The organism is Mesobacillus sp. (assembly GCF_057785455.1).
The window spans coordinates 43,788-68,157 of record NZ_JBYNSB010000013.1 but is presented as its reverse complement, the minus strand read 5'-3'; the positions used below and the strand labels follow the sequence as shown (position 1 = coordinate 68,157).

At 43.4% G+C, this 24,370-nt stretch carries 26 protein-coding genes; 21 read left to right on the top strand and 5 right to left on the bottom strand.

The window, feature by feature from the left end; all coding sequences use genetic code 11:
* Nucleotides 1-34: 34 nt before the first annotated feature.
* Complete coding sequence (pssA, locus tag AC3EBE_RS05345; RefSeq protein ID WP_488593981.1) at nucleotides 35-574, bottom strand: CDP-diacylglycerol--serine O-phosphatidyltransferase; 540 nt, start codon at nucleotides 572-574, stop codon at nucleotides 35-37.
* A gap of 122 nt (nucleotides 575-696) precedes the next feature.
* Here pssA and AC3EBE_RS05340 point away from each other — a divergent pair, with 122 nt between their 5' ends.
* Nucleotides 697-1,479: a phosphatidylserine decarboxylase gene (locus AC3EBE_RS05340; protein ID WP_488593980.1), complete on the top strand. Its 783-nt coding sequence runs from the start codon at nucleotides 697-699 to the stop codon at nucleotides 1,477-1,479.
* A gap of 130 nt (nucleotides 1,480-1,609) precedes the next feature.
* Here the strand turns inward: AC3EBE_RS05340 and sda are convergent, their stop codons facing one another.
* Entirely contained in the window at nucleotides 1,610-1,750 is a 141-nt protein-coding gene (gene sda, locus AC3EBE_RS05335) for a sporulation histidine kinase inhibitor Sda (protein ID WP_488593979.1), read from the bottom strand.
* A 713-nt stretch (nucleotides 1,751-2,463) separates the two neighbouring features.
* Here sda and AC3EBE_RS05330 point away from each other — a divergent pair.
* The 8 genes from AC3EBE_RS05330 to AC3EBE_RS05295 are packed head-to-tail and all read left to right on the top strand — an operon-like array spanning nucleotide 2,464 to nucleotide 7,486.
* Nucleotides 2,464-2,979: a YqeG family HAD IIIA-type phosphatase gene (locus AC3EBE_RS05330; RefSeq protein WP_488594015.1), complete on the top strand. Its 516-nt coding sequence runs from the start codon at nucleotides 2,464-2,466 to the stop codon at nucleotides 2,977-2,979.
* Between the two features lie 3 nt (nucleotides 2,980-2,982).
* Complete coding sequence (yqeH, locus tag AC3EBE_RS05325) at nucleotides 2,983-4,086, top strand: ribosome biogenesis GTPase YqeH (protein WP_488593978.1); 1,104 nt, start codon at nucleotides 2,983-2,985, stop codon at nucleotides 4,084-4,086.
* A 27-nt stretch (nucleotides 4,087-4,113) separates the two neighbouring features.
* Complete coding sequence (gene aroE / locus AC3EBE_RS05320; RefSeq protein ID WP_488593977.1) at nucleotides 4,114-4,953, top strand: shikimate dehydrogenase; 840 nt, start codon at nucleotides 4,114-4,116, stop codon at nucleotides 4,951-4,953.
* Nucleotides 4,947-5,240: a ribosome assembly RNA-binding protein YhbY gene (yhbY, locus tag AC3EBE_RS05315; RefSeq protein ID WP_488593976.1), complete on the top strand. Its 294-nt coding sequence runs from the start codon at nucleotides 4,947-4,949 to the stop codon at nucleotides 5,238-5,240. Before aroE ends, yhbY begins: the two co-directional genes overlap by 7 nt.
* 16 nt (nucleotides 5,241-5,256) lie before the next feature.
* On the top strand, nucleotides 5,257-5,826 hold the full coding sequence (locus AC3EBE_RS05310; RefSeq protein ID WP_488593975.1) for a nicotinate-nucleotide adenylyltransferase: 570 nt from the start codon (nucleotides 5,257-5,259) through the stop codon (nucleotides 5,824-5,826).
* Complete coding sequence (yqeK, locus tag AC3EBE_RS05305; protein ID WP_488593974.1) at nucleotides 5,816-6,382, top strand: bis(5'-nucleosyl)-tetraphosphatase (symmetrical) YqeK; 567 nt, start codon at nucleotides 5,816-5,818, stop codon at nucleotides 6,380-6,382. The genes AC3EBE_RS05310 and yqeK overlap by 11 nt, the downstream gene beginning before the upstream one ends.
* Nucleotides 6,383-6,386: 4 nt before the next feature.
* Entirely contained in the window at nucleotides 6,387-6,740 is a 354-nt protein-coding gene (gene rsfS, locus AC3EBE_RS05300) for a ribosome silencing factor (protein WP_488593973.1), read from the top strand.
* The gene (locus AC3EBE_RS05295) at nucleotides 6,740-7,486 is read left to right on the top strand and encodes a class I SAM-dependent DNA methyltransferase (protein WP_488593972.1); all 747 of its coding nucleotides are present in this window, start codon (nucleotides 6,740-6,742) and stop codon (nucleotides 7,484-7,486) included. Before rsfS ends, AC3EBE_RS05295 begins: the two co-directional genes overlap by 1 nt.
* Before the next feature lie 106 nt (nucleotides 7,487-7,592).
* On the opposite strand, the gene comER is transcribed toward AC3EBE_RS05295, so the two are convergent.
* Complete coding sequence (gene comER, locus AC3EBE_RS05290) at nucleotides 7,593-8,417, bottom strand: late competence protein ComER (protein WP_488593971.1); 825 nt, start codon at nucleotides 8,415-8,417, stop codon at nucleotides 7,593-7,595.
* A gap of 86 nt (nucleotides 8,418-8,503) precedes the next feature.
* Here comER and AC3EBE_RS05285 point away from each other — a divergent pair, with 86 nt between their 5' ends.
* The 3 genes from AC3EBE_RS05285 to AC3EBE_RS05275 all read left to right on the top strand — a co-directional run bounded on the left by AC3EBE_RS05285 (nucleotide 8,504) and on the right by AC3EBE_RS05275 (nucleotide 12,017).
* On the top strand, nucleotides 8,504-9,115 hold the full coding sequence (locus AC3EBE_RS05285; protein ID WP_488593970.1) for a helix-hairpin-helix domain-containing protein: 612 nt from the start codon (nucleotides 8,504-8,506) through the stop codon (nucleotides 9,113-9,115).
* A gap of 103 nt (nucleotides 9,116-9,218) precedes the next feature.
* A complete protein-coding gene (locus AC3EBE_RS05280; RefSeq protein WP_488593969.1) occupies nucleotides 9,219-9,632 on the top strand; it encodes a deoxycytidylate deaminase in 414 nt (137 codons plus the stop codon).
* A 30-nt stretch (nucleotides 9,633-9,662) separates the two neighbouring features.
* A complete protein-coding gene (locus tag AC3EBE_RS05275; RefSeq protein ID WP_488593968.1) occupies nucleotides 9,663-12,017 on the top strand; it encodes a DNA internalization-related competence protein ComEC/Rec2 in 2,355 nt (784 codons plus the stop codon).
* A gap of 111 nt (nucleotides 12,018-12,128) precedes the next feature.
* Here the strand turns inward: AC3EBE_RS05275 and AC3EBE_RS05270 are convergent, their stop codons facing one another.
* Complete coding sequence (locus tag AC3EBE_RS05270; protein WP_335431066.1) at nucleotides 12,129-12,263, bottom strand: YqzM family protein; 135 nt, start codon at nucleotides 12,261-12,263, stop codon at nucleotides 12,129-12,131.
* 373 nt (nucleotides 12,264-12,636) lie between these two features.
* Here AC3EBE_RS05270 and holA point away from each other — a divergent pair, with 373 nt between their 5' ends.
* On the top strand, nucleotides 12,637-13,659 hold the full coding sequence (holA, locus tag AC3EBE_RS05265; RefSeq protein ID WP_488593967.1) for a DNA polymerase III subunit delta: 1,023 nt from the start codon (nucleotides 12,637-12,639) through the stop codon (nucleotides 13,657-13,659).
* A gap of 42 nt (nucleotides 13,660-13,701) precedes the next feature.
* On the opposite strand, the gene rpsT is transcribed toward holA, so the two are convergent.
* Nucleotides 13,702-13,962 carry a 30S ribosomal protein S20 gene (rpsT, locus tag AC3EBE_RS05260; RefSeq protein WP_488593966.1) on the bottom strand — a complete coding sequence of 87 codons (261 nt, stop codon included), beginning with the start codon at nucleotides 13,960-13,962 and terminating at the stop codon, nucleotides 13,702-13,704.
* A 225-nt stretch (nucleotides 13,963-14,187) separates the two neighbouring features.
* On the opposite strand from rpsT, the gene gpr reads away from it, so the two are divergent.
* The 8 genes from gpr (at nucleotide 14,188) to dnaK (ending at nucleotide 24,227) form a co-directional block, all read left to right on the top strand.
* Nucleotides 14,188-15,312 (top strand): GPR endopeptidase, encoded by a 1,125-nt coding sequence (gene gpr / locus AC3EBE_RS05255; protein ID WP_488593965.1) that lies wholly within the window; start codon nucleotides 14,188-14,190, stop codon nucleotides 15,310-15,312.
* 98 nt (nucleotides 15,313-15,410) lie between these two features.
* The gene (spoIIP, locus tag AC3EBE_RS05250; RefSeq protein ID WP_488593964.1) at nucleotides 15,411-16,616 is read left to right on the top strand and encodes a stage II sporulation protein P; all 1,206 of its coding nucleotides are present in this window, start codon (nucleotides 15,411-15,413) and stop codon (nucleotides 16,614-16,616) included.
* A 19-nt stretch (nucleotides 16,617-16,635) separates the two neighbouring features.
* Entirely contained in the window at nucleotides 16,636-16,968 is a 333-nt protein-coding gene (locus tag AC3EBE_RS05245; protein WP_488593963.1) for a YqxA family protein, read from the top strand.
* Nucleotides 16,969-17,404: 436 nt separating this feature from the next.
* Nucleotides 17,405-19,240 carry a translation elongation factor 4 gene (lepA, locus tag AC3EBE_RS05240; RefSeq protein WP_488593962.1) on the top strand — a complete coding sequence of 612 codons (1,836 nt, stop codon included), beginning with the start codon at nucleotides 17,405-17,407 and terminating at the stop codon, nucleotides 19,238-19,240.
* A 104-nt stretch (nucleotides 19,241-19,344) separates the two neighbouring features.
* Nucleotides 19,345-20,487 (top strand): radical SAM family heme chaperone HemW, encoded by a 1,143-nt coding sequence (gene hemW, locus AC3EBE_RS05235; RefSeq protein WP_488594014.1) that lies wholly within the window; start codon nucleotides 19,345-19,347, stop codon nucleotides 20,485-20,487.
* A 76-nt stretch (nucleotides 20,488-20,563) separates the two neighbouring features.
* Nucleotides 20,564-21,595, top strand: a complete 1,032-nt coding sequence (gene hrcA, locus AC3EBE_RS05230; protein ID WP_488594013.1) for a heat-inducible transcriptional repressor HrcA — start codon at nucleotides 20,564-20,566, stop codon at nucleotides 21,593-21,595.
* A gap of 171 nt (nucleotides 21,596-21,766) precedes the next feature.
* Nucleotides 21,767-22,342 carry a nucleotide exchange factor GrpE gene (grpE, locus tag AC3EBE_RS05225; RefSeq protein ID WP_488593961.1) on the top strand — a complete coding sequence of 192 codons (576 nt, stop codon included), beginning with the start codon at nucleotides 21,767-21,769 and terminating at the stop codon, nucleotides 22,340-22,342.
* A 52-nt stretch (nucleotides 22,343-22,394) separates the two neighbouring features.
* Nucleotides 22,395-24,227 carry a molecular chaperone DnaK gene (gene dnaK, locus AC3EBE_RS05220; protein WP_488593960.1) on the top strand — a complete coding sequence of 611 codons (1,833 nt, stop codon included), beginning with the start codon at nucleotides 22,395-22,397 and terminating at the stop codon, nucleotides 24,225-24,227.
* Nucleotides 24,228-24,370 lie beyond the last annotated feature (143 nt).

Below are 24,370 nucleotides of genomic sequence, written 5' to 3'. Positions count from 1 at the left end.
TGCACAAAGAAAACCCAGCCGCGGCTGGGTTTTTTTAAACTTTCTTTAGTTTGAAAGGACTGACCATTAAAAAGCTGAGCATCATCATAAGGAATAAATACGATTGAGGGGCTATATAGGGAATTGCCAGAAAGCTCAATGTTGCCAGGACTCCAGCCGCGGTTATTGGAAGGCCGGTAAAGTATCCTGTGTTTTCCGAAATATTGAATCTTGCCAGGCGGAATGCGCCGCAGCCGATATAAAAAACAGTGAAGAAAGATCCCGGACCGCCGAAGTCTGATAATATGCCCTGATATATTAATAGTGCAGGTGCTACACCAAATGATATAATATCACTCATGGAATCCAATTGCTTCCCCAGCTCGGATTCAATATTGAATCTTCTGGCAACCATTCCGTCAAAACGGTCAGCCAATGCAGCGATGAAGATAAGCAGCAGGCTTAAATTCAAATTGCCATTCAGGCTGAAAATGATTGCGAAGCCGCCCAAACATAGGTTGGCAAGCGTCAGGACATTTGCCGTCTGGGATTTCAGTTTTTTTAATGTCGAATCCAGGACATCATGTAAAAACATGCATTTCACTCCTTGTATTGAAAAGGGATAGCACTGAGGGTTATTATATAATAATATATAATTCTAAGCTTAATATGCTTTTTCGTAAAGATAACTTTTTAATATTATCGGAGGTATGGTCATTGATTCAAAGTATTTACCGCCTTTTTATAGAATTGACAAACGGCAGGTGGTCTTCAAAAATCCTGCATAAATTTGCACAATCTCCGGCCAGCAGGAGGATCGTTCCTTCTTTCGCCAGAACATATAAAATAAACCAGGACGAAATGGAGAGGCCGATTCATGAATACCCAAGTCTTCATGAGTTTTTCATCCGGAACCTGAAGGAAGGCGCAAGGACGATTGATAGCGATCCCGATTCGGTTGTAAGTCCGGTGGATGCAGTAATTGAAGATCTCGGCAGCATTGAGGCAGACCGTACAATCCATGTAAAGGGAAAGACCTACTCTATCGCTGAAATGCTCGGTGATCGTGAGGCAATGGGCAGATATGAAAATGGAACCTATATGATTTTCTATCTTAGTCCAAGCCATTACCATAAAATCCATAGTCCTTTGTCGGGTAAGGTTGCCAAACAATGGACACTTGGCACAAAGTCATATCCAGTGAACAAATTGGGACTGCGTTACGGAAATTACCCTCTGTCAAAGAACTACCGCAAAATCACTGAAATCAGGCATAAAGCTGGCCTGGCAGCAATGGTCAAGGTAGGGGCGATGTTCGTAAACTCGATTGAAACGACTCATAGTGGAGAAACGCTTCAAAAAGGCGATCAGATGGCTTACTTTACGTTTGGCTCCACAGTCGTGATGCTTTTTGAAAAGGACAGCTTTGCTGTGCTTCCTGCTATTTCGACACCATACCATATTAAATATGGTGAAAAGATTGGGACCTTAAAAGGTTAATGAACCATTCAGGCACAGAGTCTCTGTGCCTTTCTGAGTTATGCGATATAGCAAATACAAATGAATGAAACATGATGGGCCGAAGATGGGGATTGATGGCCGTAAAAAAAATAGCCCTTTGCAGGGGCTGTTAGGAAGAAACTTTTATTCGGTTAGATAATGACCGCCGATGGATCTCCGATTCAATCAATCGAATAAACTCATAGCTAAGATTTAGTTCTCTTGCTTTAAAATAAGACTCAATCAACAGTTCGTCCGAAAGTTTACGCATTCCAGCCATTCACCCCCAAAAGGATACTTCTAAACCTTTTAATCCTTGCATATTATTGTAAGTTATTTCGTTCTACCCCTACTCTATCAGAACGAAACTCGCAGAACAACCGTTCTGGTTATCCACAATATCCCGTGGATAACCTGTGATTAATTTGTTTATAAATGGGAAGAAAGTAATGGGTTCAATGTGTATTTTGTGCATAAGGTTATCCACAACGTTGGAAATCGTTGGATTTTGTCGAAAAGTTTTTTGAATTTATTATTTGGCAGCAGTTTTTAAGTAAGTTCTTTTCTAATACCTTGTTGCTATTCTATATGCTTTTGAAATCCAATAATCTAAATTGTTTTTTAAAGAAGGCTTTGCAATAATAGGCTGTTGATTTCCGTTCCAGGCGCTTCGCTTTCCTCGGGGCGTGCGGTGAGCCCCTCGTCGCTTTGCTCCTGCGGGGTCTCACCAGTCCCGCTTCATCCCGAAGGAGTCTGCGCGCCTGGAACGAAGAGCAACAGGATCATAATTCAATATTTGTGTAAGCTACAATCTTTGCCAATACAGCCTTTAAGAAATTGAACTGAATTTTAGTTCTTTGTCGAATGGACATCATGTTTTTTGTTATTTTTGAAGCCCTTTTGATGTTTACTTTGAAAGGTAGGGTAAAATTGGGTATGATGTTAACGTTATGATAGGAACTAAATTAATGAGGTGTAATGAAATTGCTAAAGCATTTTTTGCCTGACCAGCATGTGAAAAGTATATTTGATATCACTCCAGATAGCTTAGCGGAAAAAGGCGTAAAGGGGATTATAACGGACCTCGATAATACGCTTGTTGAGTGGGACCGTCCCCATGCGACACCGAAGCTGATCGAATGGTTCGATAATATGAGAAAGCATGAAATACTTGTAACGATTGTTTCCAATAATAATGAAAACAGAGTTAAATCATTTTCCGATCCGTTGCAAATTCCTTTCATCTTCCAAGCAAGAAAACCGATGACCAGAGCCTTTAATAAAGCTTTGAAGCAGATGGGGCTTCGCAAGGAGGAAACGGTCGTAATCGGAGACCAGCTGCTTACTGATGTGCTTGGTGGCAACAGAAGCGGATTCCACACGATACTGGTTGTACCAGTAGCAAAAACGGATGGATTTGTAACAAAATTCAACCGCAAAGTTGAAAGAAGAATTTTAAATTGGTTCAGGAAACAAGGCAAGTTGAATTGGGAGGATTAAGCATTGAACGAACAAATTGTCTGCACAGGCTGTGGCGTGAAAATACAGACGGAGAATCAGGAGCAGCTGGGCTATGCTCCGCCTTCATCACTTGAAAAAGAGGTCATTGTCTGCCAGCGCTGCTTCCGGCTGAAAAATTACAATGAAATACAGGATGTCAGCCTGACCGATGATGACTTCCTGAAGATTTTGAATGAACTTGGCAAGAGGGACGCTTTAATCGTCAAGATTGTCGATATCTTTGATTTTAATGGCAGCTGGCTTCCCGGGATCCATCGCTTCGCCGGAAGTAATCCGGTACTTTTAATAGGGAATAAAGCTGACCTGGTCCCGAAATCTGTTAAACCTCGAAAGCTGATCGATTGGATGAAGAAAGAATCAAGAGAGTTGGGCTTGAATCCGATTGATGTATTCCTTGTCAGTGCAGCAAAGGGCTTCAATATAAAGGAGGCAGCAGCTGCGATTGACGAATACCGCGATGGCAGGGATGTTTACATTGTCGGCTGTACCAATGTAGGCAAATCTACTTTTATCAACCGGATCATCAAAGAAGTGACAGGGGAAGGGGATGTTATCACAACATCCCATTTTCCTGGGACTACCCTTGACATGATTGAAATCCCTCTGGAGGATGGCAAGGCAATTGTCGATACTCCTGGTATTATCAATCATCATCAGATGGCACATTACGTAGACAAGCGTGATTTGAAATTCATCACGCCTAAAAAAGAAATAAAGCCGAAAATTTATCAGCTGAATGAAAATCAGACTTTATTTTTTGGCGGACTGGCACGATTTGATTATATTTCGGGAGGCAGAAGATCATTCGCCTGCTATGTTCCCAATGAAATCAACATTCACCGCACCAAGCTGGAAAATGCTGATGAGCTATATGAAAATCATGCAGGCGAGCTGCTGACGCCGCCTCGCCGGGAACAAATGGATGAATTCCCGGAACTCGTCCGCCATGAATTTACGGTGAAAGAGCCAAAGACAGATGTTGTGTTTTCCGGTCTTGGCTGGGTAACAGTTAATGAAGCAGGTGCGAAGATAGCAGCCTATGTGCCTAAAGGTGTCAGTGTTCTGCTGCGCAGGTCATTAATTTAATTTCTTAAAAAAGGCGGATGAGGCAGAATGAAAAAACTATTTGGCGTCATTGGGGATCCAATCGGACATTCAATGTCTCCTGCCATGCACAATGATTTATTTGGACTTTATGGTATCGATGCTGCCTATCTCCCATTCCATGTATCCAAGGATCAGCTTCAACCTGCAGTAGAGGGGCTAAAGGCATTAGGAGCAAGCGGCTTTAATGTTACCATCCCGCATAAAACCGCCATTATGCAGCTCCTTGACCATGTTGATCCTTTGGCACAGGCAATTGGTGCAGTTAACACTGTAAAAAATGAAGGCGGGAAACTTATTGGTTTTAATACAGATGGTCCTGGTTTTGTTAATGGGCTAAAAGCACAGGTTCCGGATCTTGTATCGAGATCTGTCCTGATCATTGGGGCTGGCGGCGCGGCGCGGGCTATTTATTTTTCAATGGCACAAGCAGGAGTCAGTCGGATTGACATTTTTAACCGAACAAAGGAAAAGGCGGAAAAGCTGATCATGGCTTGTCCATACAATGTTGAATCCAGGGTAGTGGATCAAAACGAAGCAGAACAAAATCTTATGGATTATCAGCTGATTATCCAGACAACTTCAATTGGCATGTCTCCGGATCTGGATTCTAAGCCTTTATCTCCTCATCATGTTACGGATAAAGCCTTCGTCAGCGATATTATCTATAATCCGCTCCAGACAGCATTTTTAGAGGAAGCCTCACAAAAAGGGGCTTTGACACAAAACGGAATTGATATGTTTGTATACCAGGGAGCGCTTGCTTTTGAAAAATGGACAGGCATTTTCCCGGATACTGAAAGAATGAAAGCAAATGTTTTAAGACATTTAGGAGGATCTGCATGTTAACAGGGAAGCAAAAACGTTTTTTAAGATCGAAAGCACATCATTTAAACCCGATTTTTCAAGTTGGCAAAGGCGGGGTAAATGATAATATGGTAAAACAAATTGAAGAAGTCCTTGAAGCGCGTGAGCTGATTAAAGTGAGCATCCTTCAAAATTGTGATGACGACAGGGACACTGTGGCTGAACAGCTTTCCCGCGGTGCGAAGGCTGAGTTGGTCCAGGTGATCGGCAACACAATCGTTCTTTATAAGGAGTCGCGCGAAAATAAACAACTAGTTCTTCCTAGATAATTCGGGAGGTGGCAGTTTGAGAAAAGTGGGCATTCTTGGCGGGACGTTCAACCCTCCGCATATGGGGCATTTGGTGATTGCAAATGAAGTTTTGAATGCATATGAGCTCGATAAGATTTGGTTTATGCCAAATCAGGTGCCTCCCCATAAAAGTGTGGCCTCGCCTGTCAGCAATGAGGACAGGATCGCGATGCTTGAACTGGCGATAATGGATAACCCAAGCTTCAGAGTGGAAACTGTCGAGCTTGACAGAAGGGGTCCATCTTATACGTATGAAACGATGAAAATATTGAAAGATATGTATAAAGATATTGATTTCTACTTCATCATTGGCGGTGATATGGTCGAGTATCTGCCTAAATGGCGGGAGATCGGCCAGCTGCTTGAAATGGTCAAATTCATCGGAGTCAGCAGGCCGTCCTATGAGGATCATTCCGAATACGATATACTTTATGCCAAGACACCTCAGATGGATATATCCTCCAGCATGATCAGAGAGAGAGTAAAGGCAGGCGAGAGCATCCGTTATTTGCTTCCGGAGCCTGTCAGGGCATATATAGAGGAGCATGGTTTATATGGAACGTGAAAAAGCACTTGAAATGGTCAAAACGCAGCTGACTGACCACAGATATGTCCATACGGTTGGTGTGATGGAAACTGCCATCAAGCTTGCTGAAAAATATGGGGCAGACAAAAAGAAAGCAGAACTGGCTGCTATTTTTCACGATTATGCTAAATTCCGTCCTAAGGATGAAATGAAGCAAATTATTGTTGAACAAGCTATGCAGCCGCTGCTGCTGGAATACAATAGTGAGCTATGGCATGCGCCTGTTGGAGCATACCTGGCTGAAAGGGAAGCGGGCATCGATGATGGGGAAGTGCTTGATGCTATCCGCTACCATACATCAGGAAGGGCCGGCATGTCCTTGCTTGATAAAATTATCTATTTGGCAGATTATATCGAGCCTGGCCGCCATTTTCCCGGAGTAGAGGAAGTCAGGACCATGGCAGAGGAAAATCTGGATCTAGCTCTGCTGCAGGCAATGAAAAATACAATCCAGTTTCTGATGAAAAAGAACCAGCCGGTTTTTCCAGATACTTTTAACGCGTATAACAACATGGTAAAAAATTCAGGAGGATGATTTGATGAGCGAACGCGAATTATTATTGACAGCAGTAAAGGCAGCAGACGATAAAAGAGCAGAAGATATTCTGGTATTGAACATGAAGGGGATTTCCCTGATTGCAGATTACTTTATTATCTGCCACGGGAATTCAGATAAGCAGGTCCAGGCAATCGCCCGCGAAATCCGCGAAAAGGCACTGGAAAAAGGCCATGAGCTGAAGAGGATGGAAGGCTTTGATGAGGCAAGATGGGTTCTGATTGATATTGGCGATGTTGTTGTCCATGTGTTCCATAGGGAGGAAAGAAGCTACTATAATCTTGAACGTCTATGGGGAGATGCTCCAATCGAAAATGTGGAGAGCGAGCTTAATTAATGTCTTACGAACGATTTGCTTACCTGTATGACCAGCTTATGCAGGATGTCCCATATGACCAATGGGTGACTGTTCTCGAGCAATACTTGGCCAAACATAATGTCGAAGGCAGAAAACTGCTGGATCTTGCCTGCGGGACCGGGGAGCTTTCAATTAGGCTTGCCAGAAAAGGCTACGAGGTTTCCGGTGCAGACCTGTCGTCTGATATGCTGTCGGTCGCAAAGGATAAAGCAGATGGGCTTTCATTGCCAATCCAGTTTTTCCAGCAGGATATGACCGAGCTTGATGAACTTGGCGAATTCGACATAATCGGGATTTTCTGCGATTCCCTTAACTATTTGAAGGATGAGCAAGCCGTCAAGAAAACATTTGAAGGGGTGAACCGCCTTTTGAAAAGAGGCGGATTGTTCCTGTTTGATGTTCACTCAATCTATAAAATGGAACATATTTTTGCTGATGCCACCTTCACCTGGGATGACGAAGAAATCACTTATATCTGGAACAGTTTTACCGGGAAAGATCCATACAGTGTGGAGCATGAACTAACCTTCTTCGTTCTTGATCAACAAACGGGAAAGTATGACAGAATTGATGAACTGCATTTTCAGCGTACATATCCTGTGAATTTTTATAAAGATCTTCTTGAGCAGACTGGCTTCAAAAACATAGAGATCATCGGCGATTTCACATTCTCAGAGCCAGCGCCGGACGCGGAGAGAATATTTTTCGCCATGATCAAACCATAAAAAACAACTCCCAGCTTGGGAGTTGTTTTTTATATGGTAAAATTGTCTGTAAAAAAAAGCAGGGAATTTGCAGTTGTATGCAGGATTTTTAATGAAAGTGTCGAATTTAATCTTTATCAAATAAATCCCGCACCTTTTCAAGATCCTCATCAAACTTCCTGTGGGTCGCCTGAAACACCTTCTCAAACATATCTCCTGTTTCACTATCCAGTACTTTAATGCCTTCTCCCGTGATTCCACCCTTTACGCATACCTTTTCCTGAAGTGTTGGCAAAGTATAATGCTTCTTTCTAAGCAGCTCTCCAAGTCCAACAAGCATTTCACTGGCAAGTGTAGTAGCAGTGTGTTTATCGATTTCAGTTTCTTTCACAGCAGCTGTAATAAAGCTTTGGACGAGATGGCTGAAAAAGGCTGGACCGCAGCTGACAATATCTGACGCTACACGTGTGATTTTCTCGTCGATCTCTACAGGAACAGAAATCTTCTGGAATATCATTTGAAAATAGGTTTTCCACTCCTCTGCGCAATGTTCTCCATACGTAAAAAGTGCCACTCCTGCCAGAGCCCGGTTTGTTATGCTCGGAATGATCCTCATGACAGAACAAGGGACAGTCCGTTCAAGCTGTTCCACACTAATGGGACTTGTAATAGATATGATACATTTTTGCTTTGTCAACGCTGGCTGGATTTGTTCAAGTACGTCCCATACCTGTAAAGGTTTTACGCATATAAAAAGCGCATCACAGCTTTGTGCAACCTCCAAAGCGTTTTGCCCAACCGTTGCCTCGGGATATATTTTTTGAATCTCTAGAGCTTTGGATAAGGTTCGATTTGTCATCATCATTGAAGAAGGGGAAACGGCATTCCCATCAATAAGAGCTTCGGCGAGAATTCTCCCCATATTCCCAGTGCCTATTATCCCTAATTTCATAACCCTTCCCTCCTTCACACATTTATTCTCCTATATCCTTATGTTTTTAGCTTTCGGAATATGACATTGAAAGGTGCTGAACCCAAATGGATTGGATCAAGGAACACAAAATGTATATTGCAGCGGGAATAGCTGCCGCTTTATTTTTCTTCTATACGTATATAGATTTGAAAAGGGACATTCCCGCAGTGGAAGAAGCAGCTCCAGTTGTAATGGAATCTCTGCCGGAAAACACTGAAGAACCTGTGGAGGCCCCGCCGCTTGTCATGATGGCTGACATAAAGGGGGCTGTCAATAAGCCAGGGGTATATGAAGTTGGAGAGGAAGACAGGGTGGTTGATATCATCGAGAAGGCAGGAGGACTGGCTGCAGATGCAGATGCCAGTGCTCTCAATTTTGCCATGAGAGTTTCTGACGAGATGGTGATTTATGTTCCAAGAAAAGGCGAAAACCTCGGTGAAGTGGAGACTATAGTCCAATCAAGTGAGCAGGGAGAAGGAAGCAAGACTGTCAATCTTAATAAAGCGTCCAAAACAGAGCTTGAAACTTTGCCTGGTATAGGGCCTTCCAAAGCGGAGGCGATCATTGAATACCGGGAAACGAACGGACCTTACAAAACTATTGAAGATTTAAAATCGATCAGCGGCATAGGCGATAAAACTTTCGAAAAATTACAGGAATTAATTTCGGTAAAGTAGCCCCTTCAAATTGAACTGCCGGAACAGAACCAGTAAAATTAATGATAAAGGTTGATAAATGACAATATGGGTATTACCTTAAAAGTTGCTTGGGGGGAACATCATGGCAAGAAAAAGCTGGGATCAATACTTTTTGGATATTGCAGAGGAAGTTGGCTCTCGGTCCACATGCCCGAGGCTGCATGTAGGCTGTGTAATTGTAAAGGACAAGCATATAGTGTCTACAGGTTATAATGGTTCAATCCATGGCCATGAGCATTGTGAAGACGCAGGGTGCCTGATCAATGAGCAGGGAAGATGCATCAGGACGCTCCATGCTGAAGAGAATGCTGTCCTTCATGCTGACAGAGGCTTATTGAAAGGAGCGACTGCATTTGTGACGCATGAACCGTGTGAAAAATGTGCCAAGACACTGGCGCAATCAGGTGTCATCAGGGTCGTTTACCGCAGTGCTTATCCTAATGAATGGAATGATATTTTTCTCAAGGATGTCGAGGTTGTGCACTTGCCAGAATAAATCCAAAAACCTTAGAAAAGAGCCTGAATTATGAAACAGATACCATCCCGCCGCCTGAGTTTGAAGGGGCAGTTATTCTACACAGCTGCATCCTCGCTGCTGGGCCTTTTGAGTATGCTGGAAAATTTGTATTTGTATGGAGGGGCTTTCATACTGTCCATTCTTTTGCTGCACAGGTTTAAAGGATCATCTAACAAATTGCTGGCTCTGCTGATCATGATCTTTTTCATCTTCATGGGGGCGGGATATCTTGAAGAATATCACAATATCTCTCATTTCTCTGGTAAAGAAAAAGAATTTGTGATTCTTTTTGACGGGGAGGTCAAAATAGATGGCGACCTTCTCCTGGCCTATGGTACTGCATACCCAGCCAAAGAAAAAGTAAGCGTCAGATACAGATTTGAAACTGCTGAAGAAAAAAATTCATATAAGAACCGCCTCCTTTCAGGTTATGCCTGCAAAGCAGGCGGAACCCTCGAACTTCCCCAGGAAGCAAGGAATCCAAACGCCTTCGATTATAAAAATTATCACTATCACAACGAAATCTTCTGGACCATCGATATTGACTATCTTCCTTTTGAACAATGTACTGATCAATACAGCAGCTTCAAAACTGCTTTGCTCCGTTTTCGGCAGCAGGAAATCGAATTAATGGTAAAAAGCTTTCCAAAGGAAACCGCAGCTCTCTCTGCAGCTCTCTTATTTGGAAATAGAGACTTATTTAACCCGGAAACAGAAAGGTCTTATCAGAAAATCGGCGTTGTGCACCTTCTTGCTATCTCAGGGCTGCATGTCGGATTGCTCGCAGGCATGCTCTATTACTTTTTAATAAGACTGGGTTTAACCAGGGAAAAAACGGATTTATTTCTGCTGGTATTTTTACCGTTTTATGCAGTGCTGACCGGACTGGCTCCCCCGGTAATAAGGTCTGCAGCCATGCTGATGCTCTTAATCGGTGCAAAACGAATTCATTGGAGATTGACATCAATGGATGCCATTTCAATCGCATTCATGCTGATAACGATTACAGACCCGTATATCATCTATGATCTTGGATTCCAGCTATCATTTTCTGTAAGCTTTTCCCTGCTTCTTTCCGCTCCCAAACTCCTTAAGGCGAACACCTCGTTTTTGGCGCAGACTGCGGCAGCCTCAATGATTTCCCAGCTAGCAAGCATGCCGGTAATCCTGTACTCCTTTTATGAAATTTCCGTCATCTCCATCATTGCAAATCTGCTTTTTGTCCCGCTGTTTTCTTTCATCCTGCTTCCGCTATTGCTGTTTACCTACCTTATCGTTAAGATGATTAGCGGCATCCCTGATTTCTATTTGATTGTTCTTGAAAAATTAATAAAGATAGTCAATCATGCTTCAGGCCTGCTGGCCGAGGTTCCTGGTTCCACCCTTATCACCGGCAGGCCTGCAGCTGCGATTGTGGTTTTTCAAATTTTTCTTATTCCGATATTTTTTAGCCTTTATGAAAAAATCATGTTGAAGAAACTCAGGCCAAAAGTATGGATCTTCCTGCTGCCATTCCTTCCGGTGACCATTCAGCTTATCAGTCCTTTTTTAAATCCATATGGTCAAGTTATGTTTATCGATGTTGGACAGGGCGACAGCATTTTTATTCAGCTGCCGTTCAACAAAGGTAATTATCTGATTGATACAGGCGGAAGAACAGGTTTCGACCGGCAGGGTTGGCAAGAAAGAGGGGAAGTATTCGATCCCGGAAAAGATATCGTTGTGCCGCTGCTGAAAAGTGAAGGAGTCAGCAGTCTGGACAAGCTCATCCTGACACATGGAGATACCGATCATATTGGGGGAGCGATGGCTTTGTTTAAAGAAATTCAGGTAAACCAGTTGATTTTGCCGAAGGGTAAGGAAAGGTCAGAACAAGAGGCAGTTATCATGAAGATGGCCACAACTGAAGGAACACGGATTTTGGCGGCAGGCGCTGGATCAGGCTGGGCATCAGGCGGCAGCAGGTTTTTCATCCTCAATCCGGAAAGCGATACAGGTGACCGGAATGACAATTCCATTGTCTTGTTAGCGGATGTAGGGGGCAAGAAATGGCTATTTACAGGTGATTTGGGGATGGAGGGGGAAGAGCGTCTGATCGGCAAAATAGGAGCACTTGATATCGATGTTTTGAAAGCGGGTCACCATGGCAGCAAATTTTCAACCTCAGAAGGCTTCGTCAGCAGCCTGAAGCCTGAAATTGCAGTGATTTCAGTTGGGGCAAAGAACCGTTACGGCCATCCTGGAAAGGAGGTGATCGACAGACTGGAGGAACATCAGATAAACATAATGCGCACAGATACTGATGGCGCTATAATATACAAATTCAGGGGAGATGCAGGAACATTTTTCACCCAGATTCCATAGGATATATCAAGAATATGGACCATTTATCCCCGAAAAATCAATGTGTTTACAAATGAAAAGAGACTGCATAATGAAATGCAGTCTCCGTAACTTTAACCTATGTAGCCGTGATTAACTCCCGATTAACTGCACGACTGTCGCAATAATGAACATTGTTGCGAAGAATCCAAAAGAAACTCCGAATCCAACACCTGAGTCAACAGCGTCATTGCGATTGCTTTGGACATTCTCTTCAAATTGATTCACAGTCAAAACCCCCCTATTTCCTTAATAGTATAAGCGATTCATTTTAAAAAATCCAGTACTGTCCTGACAGCAATTCAACCCTTTTTTAAAAAGGCAGTTACGCAAGGATAGTTATAGACAAATTTCTTTTATGAGAAGGCTTATCCGATTTGACAAGGATTGTCACAAATACTTTTCCCGCCTGGTGCAAAAATAATCTTACTAAGATTCACCGCTGGTAAATAAGTATCCTAGGCCTTATCATCCAGCGTTCAATATAAATAGGGGAATTGGACCGGGATGGCTGGCCAATTCCCTTAGAATGCTTGTCAAAATGTCCAAGCTTCTTTACGATAGGATTATGGCAAAAAAGTATTGATCGGAGCGAAGGACATTGGTAGTGGATGTATGGAAGAAAATTAACAAAAAGCAGATTGATCCTGTTTATTTATTATTTGGGACGGAAGCTTTTCTTATAAATGAGACGAAGCAGCTGTTAATTGAACATGTTCTGGATGAGGAAGAAAAGGACTTTAACTTATCGGTATACGATTTGGAAGAAACACCAATCGAGGCAGCACTCGAGGATGCGGAAACCTTTCCGTTCATGGGTGAAAAGAGGCTTGTGATCCTGCAAAATCCTTCTTTCTTAACATCTGAAAAATCAAAAGGGAAGGTTGAACATAATGTTGGCAAGCTGGAGGAATATCTTGCTCAGCCTGCTCCGTATTCGATTGTTGTCATTTCAGCTCCTTACGAAAAATTGGATGAACGGAAAAAAGTCACAAAGGAATTGAAACGAAAAGCGACCGTTGTTGAAGCCAAGAAGCTGACAGAGCAGGAATTAGTCGCATGGATCAAGAACCGGGCAGAGACTGCAGGTTCCGAGATTGACAGAGATGCGATTGAACTGCTTTTGTCACTATCCGGAACAAATCTTTTCATGCTGACTTCAGAAATCGATAAACTGGTCCTTTACGCCGGGGATCAGAAGAAAATTGACAGGGACATGGTTGATAAGCTGACGGCAAGGTCGCTTGAACAGAATATTTTCAGCCTAGTCGATAAGGTAGTCCACCGAAACGTAGAAGCAGCATTAAGGATTTATTATGATTTATTAAAACAGAATGAAGAACCAATCAAGATTTTATCCGTTATTACAGGACAGTTCCGCCTGATTTATCAGGTTAAGGAGCTTTCGCGCAAAGGATACGGACAGCAGCAGATTGCTGGTGCACTGAAAATCCATCCATTCCGGGTCAAGCTTGCAGCCGGACAGGCTGGCTCCTTCTCCGACGAAGAACTGACCAGGATCATGAAATTGCTGGCGGATGCTGATTATCAGATGAAAACTGGCGGGATGAGGAAGGAAATGCTGATCGAAATGATCCTTTTCCAGATAAACGGCAGGAAATAAAAAAAAACGACCCGGAATGGGTCGTTTTTTGTCTATTAAAAATTAACCGTTAGCGTTTAATTTTTTCATTAGACGGGCTTTTTTGCGGGCTGCAGCGTTCTTATGGATAAGACCTTTAGCAGCTGCCTTATCAAGCTTGCTAGCAGCTTGAGCGAAAGAAGCTGTTGCTTCAGCATCGTTGTTCACGATTGCTGCTTCTGCTTTCTTAACCGCTGTACGCATAGTAGATTTTACAGTGCTGTTTTGAGCTTTGCTCGCTTCACTTGTTTTTACACGTTTGATTGCAGATTTAATGTTTGGCATTCCGTTCACCTCCTAAAAAAGCATCGAGATTTTATGGAACTCGACATTTCCAGTACATTTCTTATTTATTAAGAACAAATGATATTTTATCAAACAGGTTCTAATATTGCAATACTCTGCTTCAATTTAACTCTAGTGTAACATGAATGTTTTTTTAAATAAAAGGAAAAGATAGGCAATAGTATGCTGATTTGACAGCCAAACCGAAGGTGGAGGAATGCGAGTATGAATGAATCAATAGATTTGAGCATGTATTCGATCAGGACGGACCTGGCCGTAGAAGCACGGGAGATGGTGCTGGCAGACCAGGCTGCTACAGTACATGGACAAGAGAATCTCTCACATATAGAAGGCGTCATTATCAAAGAAAAAGAAGAAAATGATATAAAAATATCTTTAGTGGAAGTAACACCAGAGGGCGAAAAGAATCTCGGAAAAAAACCAGGGCAATACCTAACGATCGAGGTTGTCGGCATCCGTCAGCAGGATAGTGAGCTGCAAGGGAAGGTAGAAAAAGTTTTTGCCACGGAATTTGCCCATTTCCTGAAACAGGCAGGGATCAATCAAGATGCATCGGCATTGGTGGTGGGGCTTGGAAACTGGAATGTGACTCCTGATGCCCTTGGACCGCTAGTCTGTGAGAATTTGCTGGTAACAAGGCATTTATTCGAACTGCAGCCAGAACAGGTTGAAGAAGGATATCGTCCGGTCAGTGCGCTCTCTCCTGGCGTAATGGGTCTTACCGGTATTGAAACTTCCGATATTATTTTCGGAGTAGTTGAAAAAACTAAGCCTGATTTTGTGATCGCAATCGATGCGCTTGCCTCCCGTTCGATCGAAAGGGTGAACGCAACCATCCAAATCTCGGACACAGGCATCCATCCTGGTTCCGGTGTCGGGAATAAAAGAAAAGAATTAAGCAAGGAAACACTAGGTATCCCGGTTATCGCAATCGGTGTGCCTACTGTGGTCGATGCGGTTTCGATTACAAGCGACACAATCGACTTTATCCTCAAGCACTTCGGAAAAGAAATGCGGGAAGGCGGTAAACCTTCAAGATCTCTTGTACCGGCGGGAATGAGCTTTGGAAAAAGAAGGAAGCTAACTGAAGAGGATCTTCCGGAGGAACAGCATCGCCAAACCTTCCTTGGCATGATAGGAACGCTGGAGGACGAAGAAAAGCGCAAGCTGATTTATGAGGTGCTTTCTCCTCTCGGCCATAATCTGATGGTAACGCCTAAGGAAGTGGATGTCTTTATCGAGGATATGGCCAATCTGATTGCGGGCGGCCTGAACTCGGCACTGCACACAAAAATCGACCAGGATAATACCGGTATGTATACTCATTAAATGAAAGTTTGTTTCAAATATATTAAAAAACGGATCGTGGTTCTATCTTTTCTGGCCAAGTCATAACATTTACTAGACTTGCACAGAGAGGTGGAACAATGAGAATCAATAAAAGATCTGGAATCATCGTAGCTGTCCAAGGGACTAATCTGGTAAAAGCGGCACTAGCATTTGTATTCTTTCTCATTGGTATTTTTTCAATCAGCGGGATCATGACCTCGCTGCGTCCTGAATATCGGATTACTTCCAATTCAGTGAACCAGGCGGCAACCAACCTGAACGGACAGCTTCTGTTCTCACTGATGGGCTGGGAGAACCACCAGTTCCTGCACGCCCTTCCAAAGGAGCACCAGGCGCCCAAGCTGACCAATGTGATGTTCAAGCTTTCAACCAATATCAATCTGGATGATCCGCGGAGCTTGCTGGGAAGAGAGCTGCCAGGCTTCTCCTTGTTTGACGGCAAGATTCTTGTAGCAGGCGAGGGTACCAACTATACAAATATGCCGATGGAAAGTGCGCCTCCGATCGAAATTTTGAAAGCGGAACAGGAGGCAACCTTGCAGAATACCCATGAACTTCCGCCAGAACCTAAAACAGATGCTGGAAATGCCCCATTAACCACCGGTGATAAAAAAGCAGTGTACATTTATTTTACTCACACACGGGAATCTTACCTTCCGTATCTAAAAGGTGTGACTGATCCGGACAAGGCTTACCATTCAAAGCTGAACATCACGAAAGTTGGCGATCAGTTGAAAGCGGGTCTTGAAAAGCGGGGAATAGGCACAGTCGTAGACAAAACCGATATCATGGCGAATCTTAATAAAAAAGGGCTCGGATTCGGCAAAGCTTATCAAGAATCACGGCCTGTAGTAGAGGCGGCAATGACAGGCAACAGAGATCTTCAATATTTCATCGACATCCATAGGGATGGATACCGCAAGGATAAAACGACCATCCAGATCAATGGAAAACCGTATGCCAAGGTCGCATTTGTCATCGGCGGTGAAAACGCAAATTACGAAAAGAACCTTGCCCTCGCAAAAAAACTTCATAATTTGTTAGATAAAAAATACGGCAAGGGACTCAGCCGCGGGATTGTTGAGAAAAAAGGCGCGTCAACGAACGGGAAATTCAATCAGGACTTATCAGAGAACGCCTTGCTCATCGAATTTGGGGGCGTGGATAATACCTTCGAGGAATTAAACCGTTCCGCTGACGCCATAGCCGATGTATTCAGTGAATTTTACTGGCAGGCAGAAAAAGTAGGAGCGCCAGTCCAGCAGCAACCTGATAAGAAATAAAACAAGCAAGGTGATCGAGATGAAAATGTTTATGCTTAAAAGCTTCATGCTAGCTTCTTTAATGTTCCTTTCCGTACTATTCGGCATGCAGCAGGCAAACGAAGGCATCCATAAAATGAAAGGCTACGACGATCCTCAATTCAAAAGCGCATTCAAGATTAAAGAGGAAAAAGACGGAACCTACCAGAGCGCCATCCTGGGCAACGATGTCTCCAGCCATGACCTCGAACAAAAAAGAAAAAAGCTCGAAGAAATGAAAGCTTATAATTTTTTCTCATCACTGGGAAAGACACTCGCAGAAGGTATCTCGCTTGTTATGGAAAAAACAGTGGATTTGTTAACAGGGAAGTAGGGAAGCAGCGGGGTAGGCCCGCTGTTTTTTTCTTTTTGGGGTAGGGAAAAAGCTTATTGGTTACCAAAATCCGTGAGCAGCGGAAAAAATGTAACCAATGCAGCGTATTGTTGACTCAAATTCCGGGAGCATTGAAAAAAAGGTAACCAATGAATCTGCTTGGGATCCGAAAATGAGGTGCCACTAATGATCCATACGCCCCCATATTTTATGGAAAACAATGCAAATACACAGAGAACGTTTTAGGACAGTTTTTGCTGCGCAGCATAAAATATAAAAGCAATCATACTGAAGAAGCACAAGAAGATATTTACCGATTAACCAAACAATCCTATCCCTGCGCAGCCTGCACTTTTCGTTTTTCATTGAATCTTGATATTCCTGCTGATATAATCAACAATAGTGTACATGCGCGAGTATAGTAGGAGTGAACGCAATGAACAGAGAAGATAGACTTAATAGACAAAGTAAAATACGAAATTTTTCGATTATCGCCCATATTGACCATGGTAAATCGACACTGGCTGACAGAATCCTTGAAAAAACGAACGCTTTGACTGCGCGTGAGATGAAGGATCAGCTATTGGATTCCATGGATTTAGAGCGTGAGCGCGGAATTACGATAAAATTGAACTCAGTACAATTGAAGTATAAGGCAAAGGATGGAGAAATCTATACCTTCCATTTGATCGATACTCCAGGGCACGTCGACTTTACCTATGAGGTTTCTCGAAGCCTTGCAGCATGTGAAGGAGCAGTTCTTGTCGTCGATGCGGCACAGGGAATCGAGGCACAGACGCTGGCGAATGTTTATCTTGCAATCGATAATGACCTGGAAATCGTGCCGGTCATCAATAAAATCGATTTGCCAAGCGCGGATCCGGAACGAGTAAGGAATGAGATCGAAGAAGTCATCGGACTGGATGCTTCTGAAGCTGTTCTTGCGTCAGCAAAAGCAGGAATCGGCATCGAGGATATCCTTGAGCAAATCGTTGAGAAGGTGCCTGCTCCTGAGGGAGATCCGGAAGCACCGCTTAAAGCATTGATCTTTGACTCTTTATATGACGCTTACCGTGGTGTTGTTGCCTATATACGTGTGGTTGATGGAACCGTCAAAGTCGGGGACAAGATCAAAATGATGGCAACAGGCAAGGAGTTTGAGGTTACGGAAGTCGGAGTATTCACTCCAAAGTCCACACCTACAGCAGAACTGACAGTCGGCGACGTTGGCTTCCTGACAGCGGCTATCAAAAATGTTGGGGACACTCGTGTAGGTGATACGATTACCAATGCCAAAAATGGCGCGACTGAGCCGCTTCCAGGCTATCGCCGCCTGAATCCGATGGTATATTGCGGTCTTTATCCAATCGATTCAGCCAAGTTTAATGATCTAAGGGAAGCACTTGAAAAACTTGAGCTTAACGATTCAGCGCTTCAATTCGAGCCGGAGACTTCACAGGCTCTTGGATTTGGATTCCGCTGTGGATTCCTGGGTCTGCTCCACATGGAAATCATCCAGGAGCGCATCGAGAGAGAATTCAAGATTGATTTGATCACAACAGCGCCAAGCGTTATCTATGATGTAATCATGACTGATGGTTCACAGATTAAGGTCGACAACCCATCAAATATGCCTGACCCGCAGAAAATCAACCGTGTCGAAGAGCCTTATGTAAAAGCAACGATGATGGCGCCAAATGATTATGTTGGAGCAATCATGGAGCTTTGCCAGGAAAAACGGGGTATTTTCATCGATATGCAGTATATGGATGAAACCCGTGTCAGCATCATATATGAGATTCCATTATCCGAAATCGTTTATGATTTCTTTGACCAGCTTAAGTCGAGCACGAAGGGTTATGCTTCATTCGATTATGAGCTGATCGGTTATAAACAATCAAAGCTGGTGAAGATGGATATACTCCTTAATGCGGAAAAAGTTGATGCATTAAGCTTCATTGTTCATAACGATTTTGCTTATGAGCGTGGTAAAGTCATCGTAGACAAATTAAAGGACTTAATCCCTCGCCAGCAGTTCGAAGTGCCAATCCAGGCAGCGATCGGACAAAAAATCGTTGCCCGTTCAACGATTAAAGCCATGCGTAAAAACGTATTGGCAAAATGTTACGGCGGAGACATCTCACGTAAGCGTAAGCTTCTTGAGAAGCAAAAAGAAGGTAAAAAGCGCATGAAGCAGGTTGGTTCTGTTGAAGTTCCGCAGGAAGCGTTCATGGCAGTCCTGAAAATGGACGACACTAATACAAAGAAATAAAATAACAGGGGAGGCTGGATGAGCTTGGGCAACAAGCGGTTCTGGCCTCTTTTTCAATAGCTTCATGCAAATTCTGGCGACGAAGCCAGCTAGGAAGTGATTTTATAATGAAAGCAGCTTATATACACATTCCATTTTGCCACCATATATGCCATTATTGCGATTTTAACAAGGTATTCATGAAAGGCCAGCCGGTTGATGAGTACCTTTTGGCATTGGAAACAGAAATGGAGATTATGACCAGGAACAGCAAAAATGTGCTTGATACGGTATTTGTCGGGGGCGGCACACCGACAGCTTTGAATGAAGTCCAGCTTGGAAACCTGGTGGAAGCAATTCAAGGACAGCTGACGATAGATGCTAAGACAGAATATACATTTGAAGCGAATCCAGGCGACTTATCCAGGGAAAAGCTGAAGATTTTAAAAGAAGGCGGAGTCAATCGTTTAAGCTTTGGCGTCCAGACCTTCAATGATGAACTGCTGCAAAGGATTGGCAGGAGCCATCGTGCCAGGGATGTGTTTGAATCAATAGAAGCGGCAAAAGAGGTTGGTTTCAAGAATATCAGCGTTGACATGATTTATAGTTTGCCTGGCCAGACAAAGCAAGACTTCGTCGACTCATTACGCACTGCATTAAGTCTGGACTTGCCCCATTATTCAGGTTACTCGCTGATCATTGAGCCTAAGACGGTTTTTTATAACCTGATGCAAAAAGGCAAGCTACCGCTTCCGGGTGAGGATGCTGAGGCTGAAATGTATGAAACGCTTATGGAGCTAATGGAGCAGCATGGACTGCGACAATATGAAATCAGCAATTTTGCTTTGCCGGGCTATGAAAGCAGGCATAATCTCACTTACTGGAATAACGAGGAATACTTTGGATTCGGTGCTGGCGCACACAGCTATGTGAATGGCAAGAGGCAATCCAATTACGGCCCGTTGAAAAAATACATGGAACCACTGTCGAAGGGGCAACTTCCAATCATGGATTCCCACGATGTATCTCATGACGAGAGAATGGAAGAAGAGATGTTCCTGGGACTGAGAAAGACGGATGGTGTATCTGTTCGGCATTTCCTGGAAAAATTCGAAGAAAATCCCCTGGAGCTATTTTCCGAGCAAATCGAGGAATGGCGCAGCAAGGGCTTGCTGGAATCCAATAATGGAAACATCTATTTAACAAGGCAGGGACGCCTTCTTGGAAATGAAGTTTTTCAATCATTCATTGGGGTATCAAATCATTGACATCCTCGGCTATTACTGATAAATTATTTTTAGAATTAGCACTCGTTCTTATAGAGTGCTAACAGAGGTGATGATGTTGTTAACAGATCGTCAGGTACTTATTTTACAGGTGATTGTTGATGACTTTATTCGTTCAGCTCAGCCGATAGGTTCAAGGAGCTTGTCGAAAAAGGAAGAAATAAATTTCAGTTCGGCTACGATCCGAAATGAAATGGCAGACCTAGAGGAACTGGGATTCATTGAAAAGACTCATACCTCGTCGGGAAGGATTCCTTCTGAAAAAGGGTATCGCTTTTATGTAGATAATCTTCTGATGCCGCAAAAGCTGAATCAGACAGATATGGCTGCAATTAAATCGATTTTTGCTGAAAGAATTTACGAGCTTGAAAAAATCGTACAGAAATCAGCAAAGATCCTGTCTGAAATGACAAATTATACATCAATCGTACTTGGGCCGGCGGTAAAGGACAACAAGCTCAAAAAGCTCCAGATTGTGCCGCTCAATAAGGATACTGCCATTGCTATCATTGTGACGGATACTGGGCATGTGGAAAATCGAATGTTCCATTTTCCAACAAGCGTAGATCCTTCTGATGTAGAAAAAATGGTCAACATCCTTAATGAACGACTGGCAGGTGTACCGCTCACAAACCTAAACTCCAAGATTTATAAGGAGATAGCTGTGCTGCTGCGCCAGCATATCAGCAGCTATGATTTGCTGCTCAATACGCTGACAGACACCTTGACCATACCGGCGCATGAAAAGGTCTTTTTTGGCGGCAAGACAAATATCCTGAGCCAGCCTGAATTCAATGATGTTGAAAAAATTCGCGGCATACTGAATATGATTGAGCAGGAAGAAGGGCTTTATCAGCTGATCAAGAAGAATCCTGCAGGAATCAATATTAAAATCGGCACTGAAAATGATAACTCTGCGATGGAAAATTGCAGCCTGATTACCGCCACCTATTCAATTGGTGCAGAAAAATTGGGCACAATCGCACTTCTTGGGCCAACGCGGATGGAATATTCGCGCGTCATCAGCTTGCTTCAATTGGTCAGCTCAGACCTATCGAAGGTGCTGACAGAGTTGTATCAAAATAAGTAGCCATGGAAATATTGATTAAGGGTGGAACGGCCAGTTCCATCCCGAATTGTCATGTGTTTTCGAAGAGTAATCAGGAAGCTGAGAGCTCGTTGAAATAAATGCTTTGCCGGATGCCCGGCTTATTGCAGCAGCTGCTTGTCGCTGCTGATACTTTAAGGGAGGTGAAAGAACGTGACAGAAGAAAAAAACACAGAGCAAGAATTGAACAGCCAGGTTGAGGAAGAAACGGTTGAAGAAGTTTTTGCTGAAGAAGAAGCTTCTGAACAAACAGCAGATACTCCAGCAGAGGATCCTGCACAGCAGAAAATTGCCGAGCTGGAAGGGAAGCTTGAGGAAGCTGATAACCGTTACTTGAGACTTCAGGCTGATTTTGATAACTTCCGCCGCAGATCAAGGATTGAACTTGAAGCGAGCGCTAAATATAGAGCACAAAGCATCATAACTGATCTGCTCCCTGCTATCGACAACTTTGAAAGAGCGATGAAGATGGAAGTCGATAACGACCAGGCGAAATCCCTTATGCAGGGTGTTGAGATGGTTTACCGCAGCTTGCTTGATGCCCTTAAAAACGAGGGTGTTGAAGTGATCGAAGCTGTCGGCAAGGAATTTGACCCTCATCTGCATCAGGCAGTCATGCAGGCAGAAGATGAAAACTTCGGTCCTAACATTGTTGTTGAAGAATTCCAGAAAGGCTACATGCTTAAGGATCGTGTCATTCGTCCAGCAATGGTAAAAGTAAACCAATAAAAGTGGTTTTTACGAAAAGACCCTACATAAATGAGCCAGGAGGTAATTGATTATGAGTAAAATTATCGGTATTGACTTAGGTACAACAAACTCTTGCGTAGCAGTACTAGAAGGCGGCGAGCCTAAAGTTATTCCAAATCCGGAAGGAAACAGGACCACTCCTTCTGTCATTGCTTTCAAAAACGGTGAGCGCCAGGTTGGTGAGGTTGCTAAACGCCAGGCAATCACAAACCCTAATACAATCATTTCAATTAAGCGCCACATGGGTACAGACCATAAAGTTGAAGTTGAAGGCAAGGAATATTCACCACAGGAATTATCGGCAGTCATTCTTCAATACTTGAAGTCTTATGCTGAAGATTATCTTGGTGAACCTGTAACGAAAGCTGTTATTACTGTCCCGGCATACTTCAATGATGCTGAACGCCAGGCTACTAAGGACGCAGGTAAAATCGCTGGTTTAGAAGTAGAGCGTATCATCAACGAGCCAACTGCAGCTGCTCTTGCATATGGTTTGGAAAAAATGGACGAAGACCAGACAATCCTTGTTTATGACCTTGGAGGCGGAACTTTCGACGTTTCCATCCTTGAGCTTGGGGATGGGGTATTCGAAGTAAAAGCGACTGCTGGTGACAACCGTCTTGGCGGTGACGATTTCGACCAGGTTATCATTGATTACCTAGTTGAACAATTCAAGAAAGAAAACGGTATTGACCTTTCAAAAGACAAGATGGCTCTTCAGCGTCTTAAAGATGCTGCTGAAAAAGCTAAGAAGGACCTTTCTGGTGTCACTTCAACACAAATTTCACTTCCATTCATCACAGCAGGAGAAGCAGGACCGCTTCACCTGGAAGTGAACATGACTCGTGCAAAGTTCGAAGAGCTTTCTGCTGGATTGGTAGAGCGCACTATGGGGCCTACTCGCCAGGCGCTTAAGGATGCAGGCCTAAACCCATCAGATCTTGATAAGGTTATCCTTGTCGGCGGATCAACTCGTATTCCGGCCGTGCAAGAAGCGATTAAAAAAGAAACAGGCAAAGAGCCGCATAGAGGAGTTAACCCTGACGAAGTAGTAGCAATGGGTGCTGCTATCCAGGGTGGCGTTATCTCTGGTGATGTTAAGGATGTTGTATTACTTGACGTTACTCCGCTTTCACTTGGTATTGAAACAATGGGCGGTGTTTTCACAAAACTGATCGATCGCAATACTACAATCCCGACTTCTAAATCACAGGTATTCTCTACAGCTGCTGATAATCAGACGGCTGTTGATATCCACGTGCTTCAGGGTGAGCGCTCTATGGCATCTGCCAACAAAACTCTTGGCCGTTTCCAATTGACCGATATCCCGCCAGCACCGCGCGGGATCCCTCAAATCGAAGTAACATTCGATATTGATAAGAACGGTATCGTTAACGTCCGTGCAAAAGACCTTGGTACTAACAAGGAACAGCAGATCACGATCAAGTCTTCTACGGGCCTTTCTGATGAAGAAATCGACCGCATGGTAAGAGAAGCGGAAGAAAATGCTGAAGCAGATAAGAAGCTTAAAGAAGAAGTAGAATTGCGCAATGAAGCAGACCAGCTAGTATTCACTACTGAAAAGACTTTGAAGGATCTTGAAGGCAAAGTAGATGAAGAAGAAGTCAAGAAAGCGAACGAAGCGAAAGACGAGCTGAAGGCTGCAATTGAAAAGAACGAAATTGAAGAAATCCGTGCTAAAAAGGATGCTCTTCAGGAAATCGTTACAAACCTGAGCGTAAAGCTTTATGAAGAAGCTGCAAAAGCACAGCAGGCTCAGCAAGGCGAAGCAGGACAAGAAGGAACAAAGAAAGACGACAACGTCGTAGACGCAGAATTCGAAGAAGTAAACGACGAAAAATAATTCTCATGACAACAAGTCAAAGTCAGGTCATACTTGGCTTTGGCTTTTTGTTTGTGGTGTATTTTACGAAAGTACCATCTAAAAATGAGCCAACAAAATACCGCATAATAGATGTTTTAATTATTGCGCTTGAATATACAGGA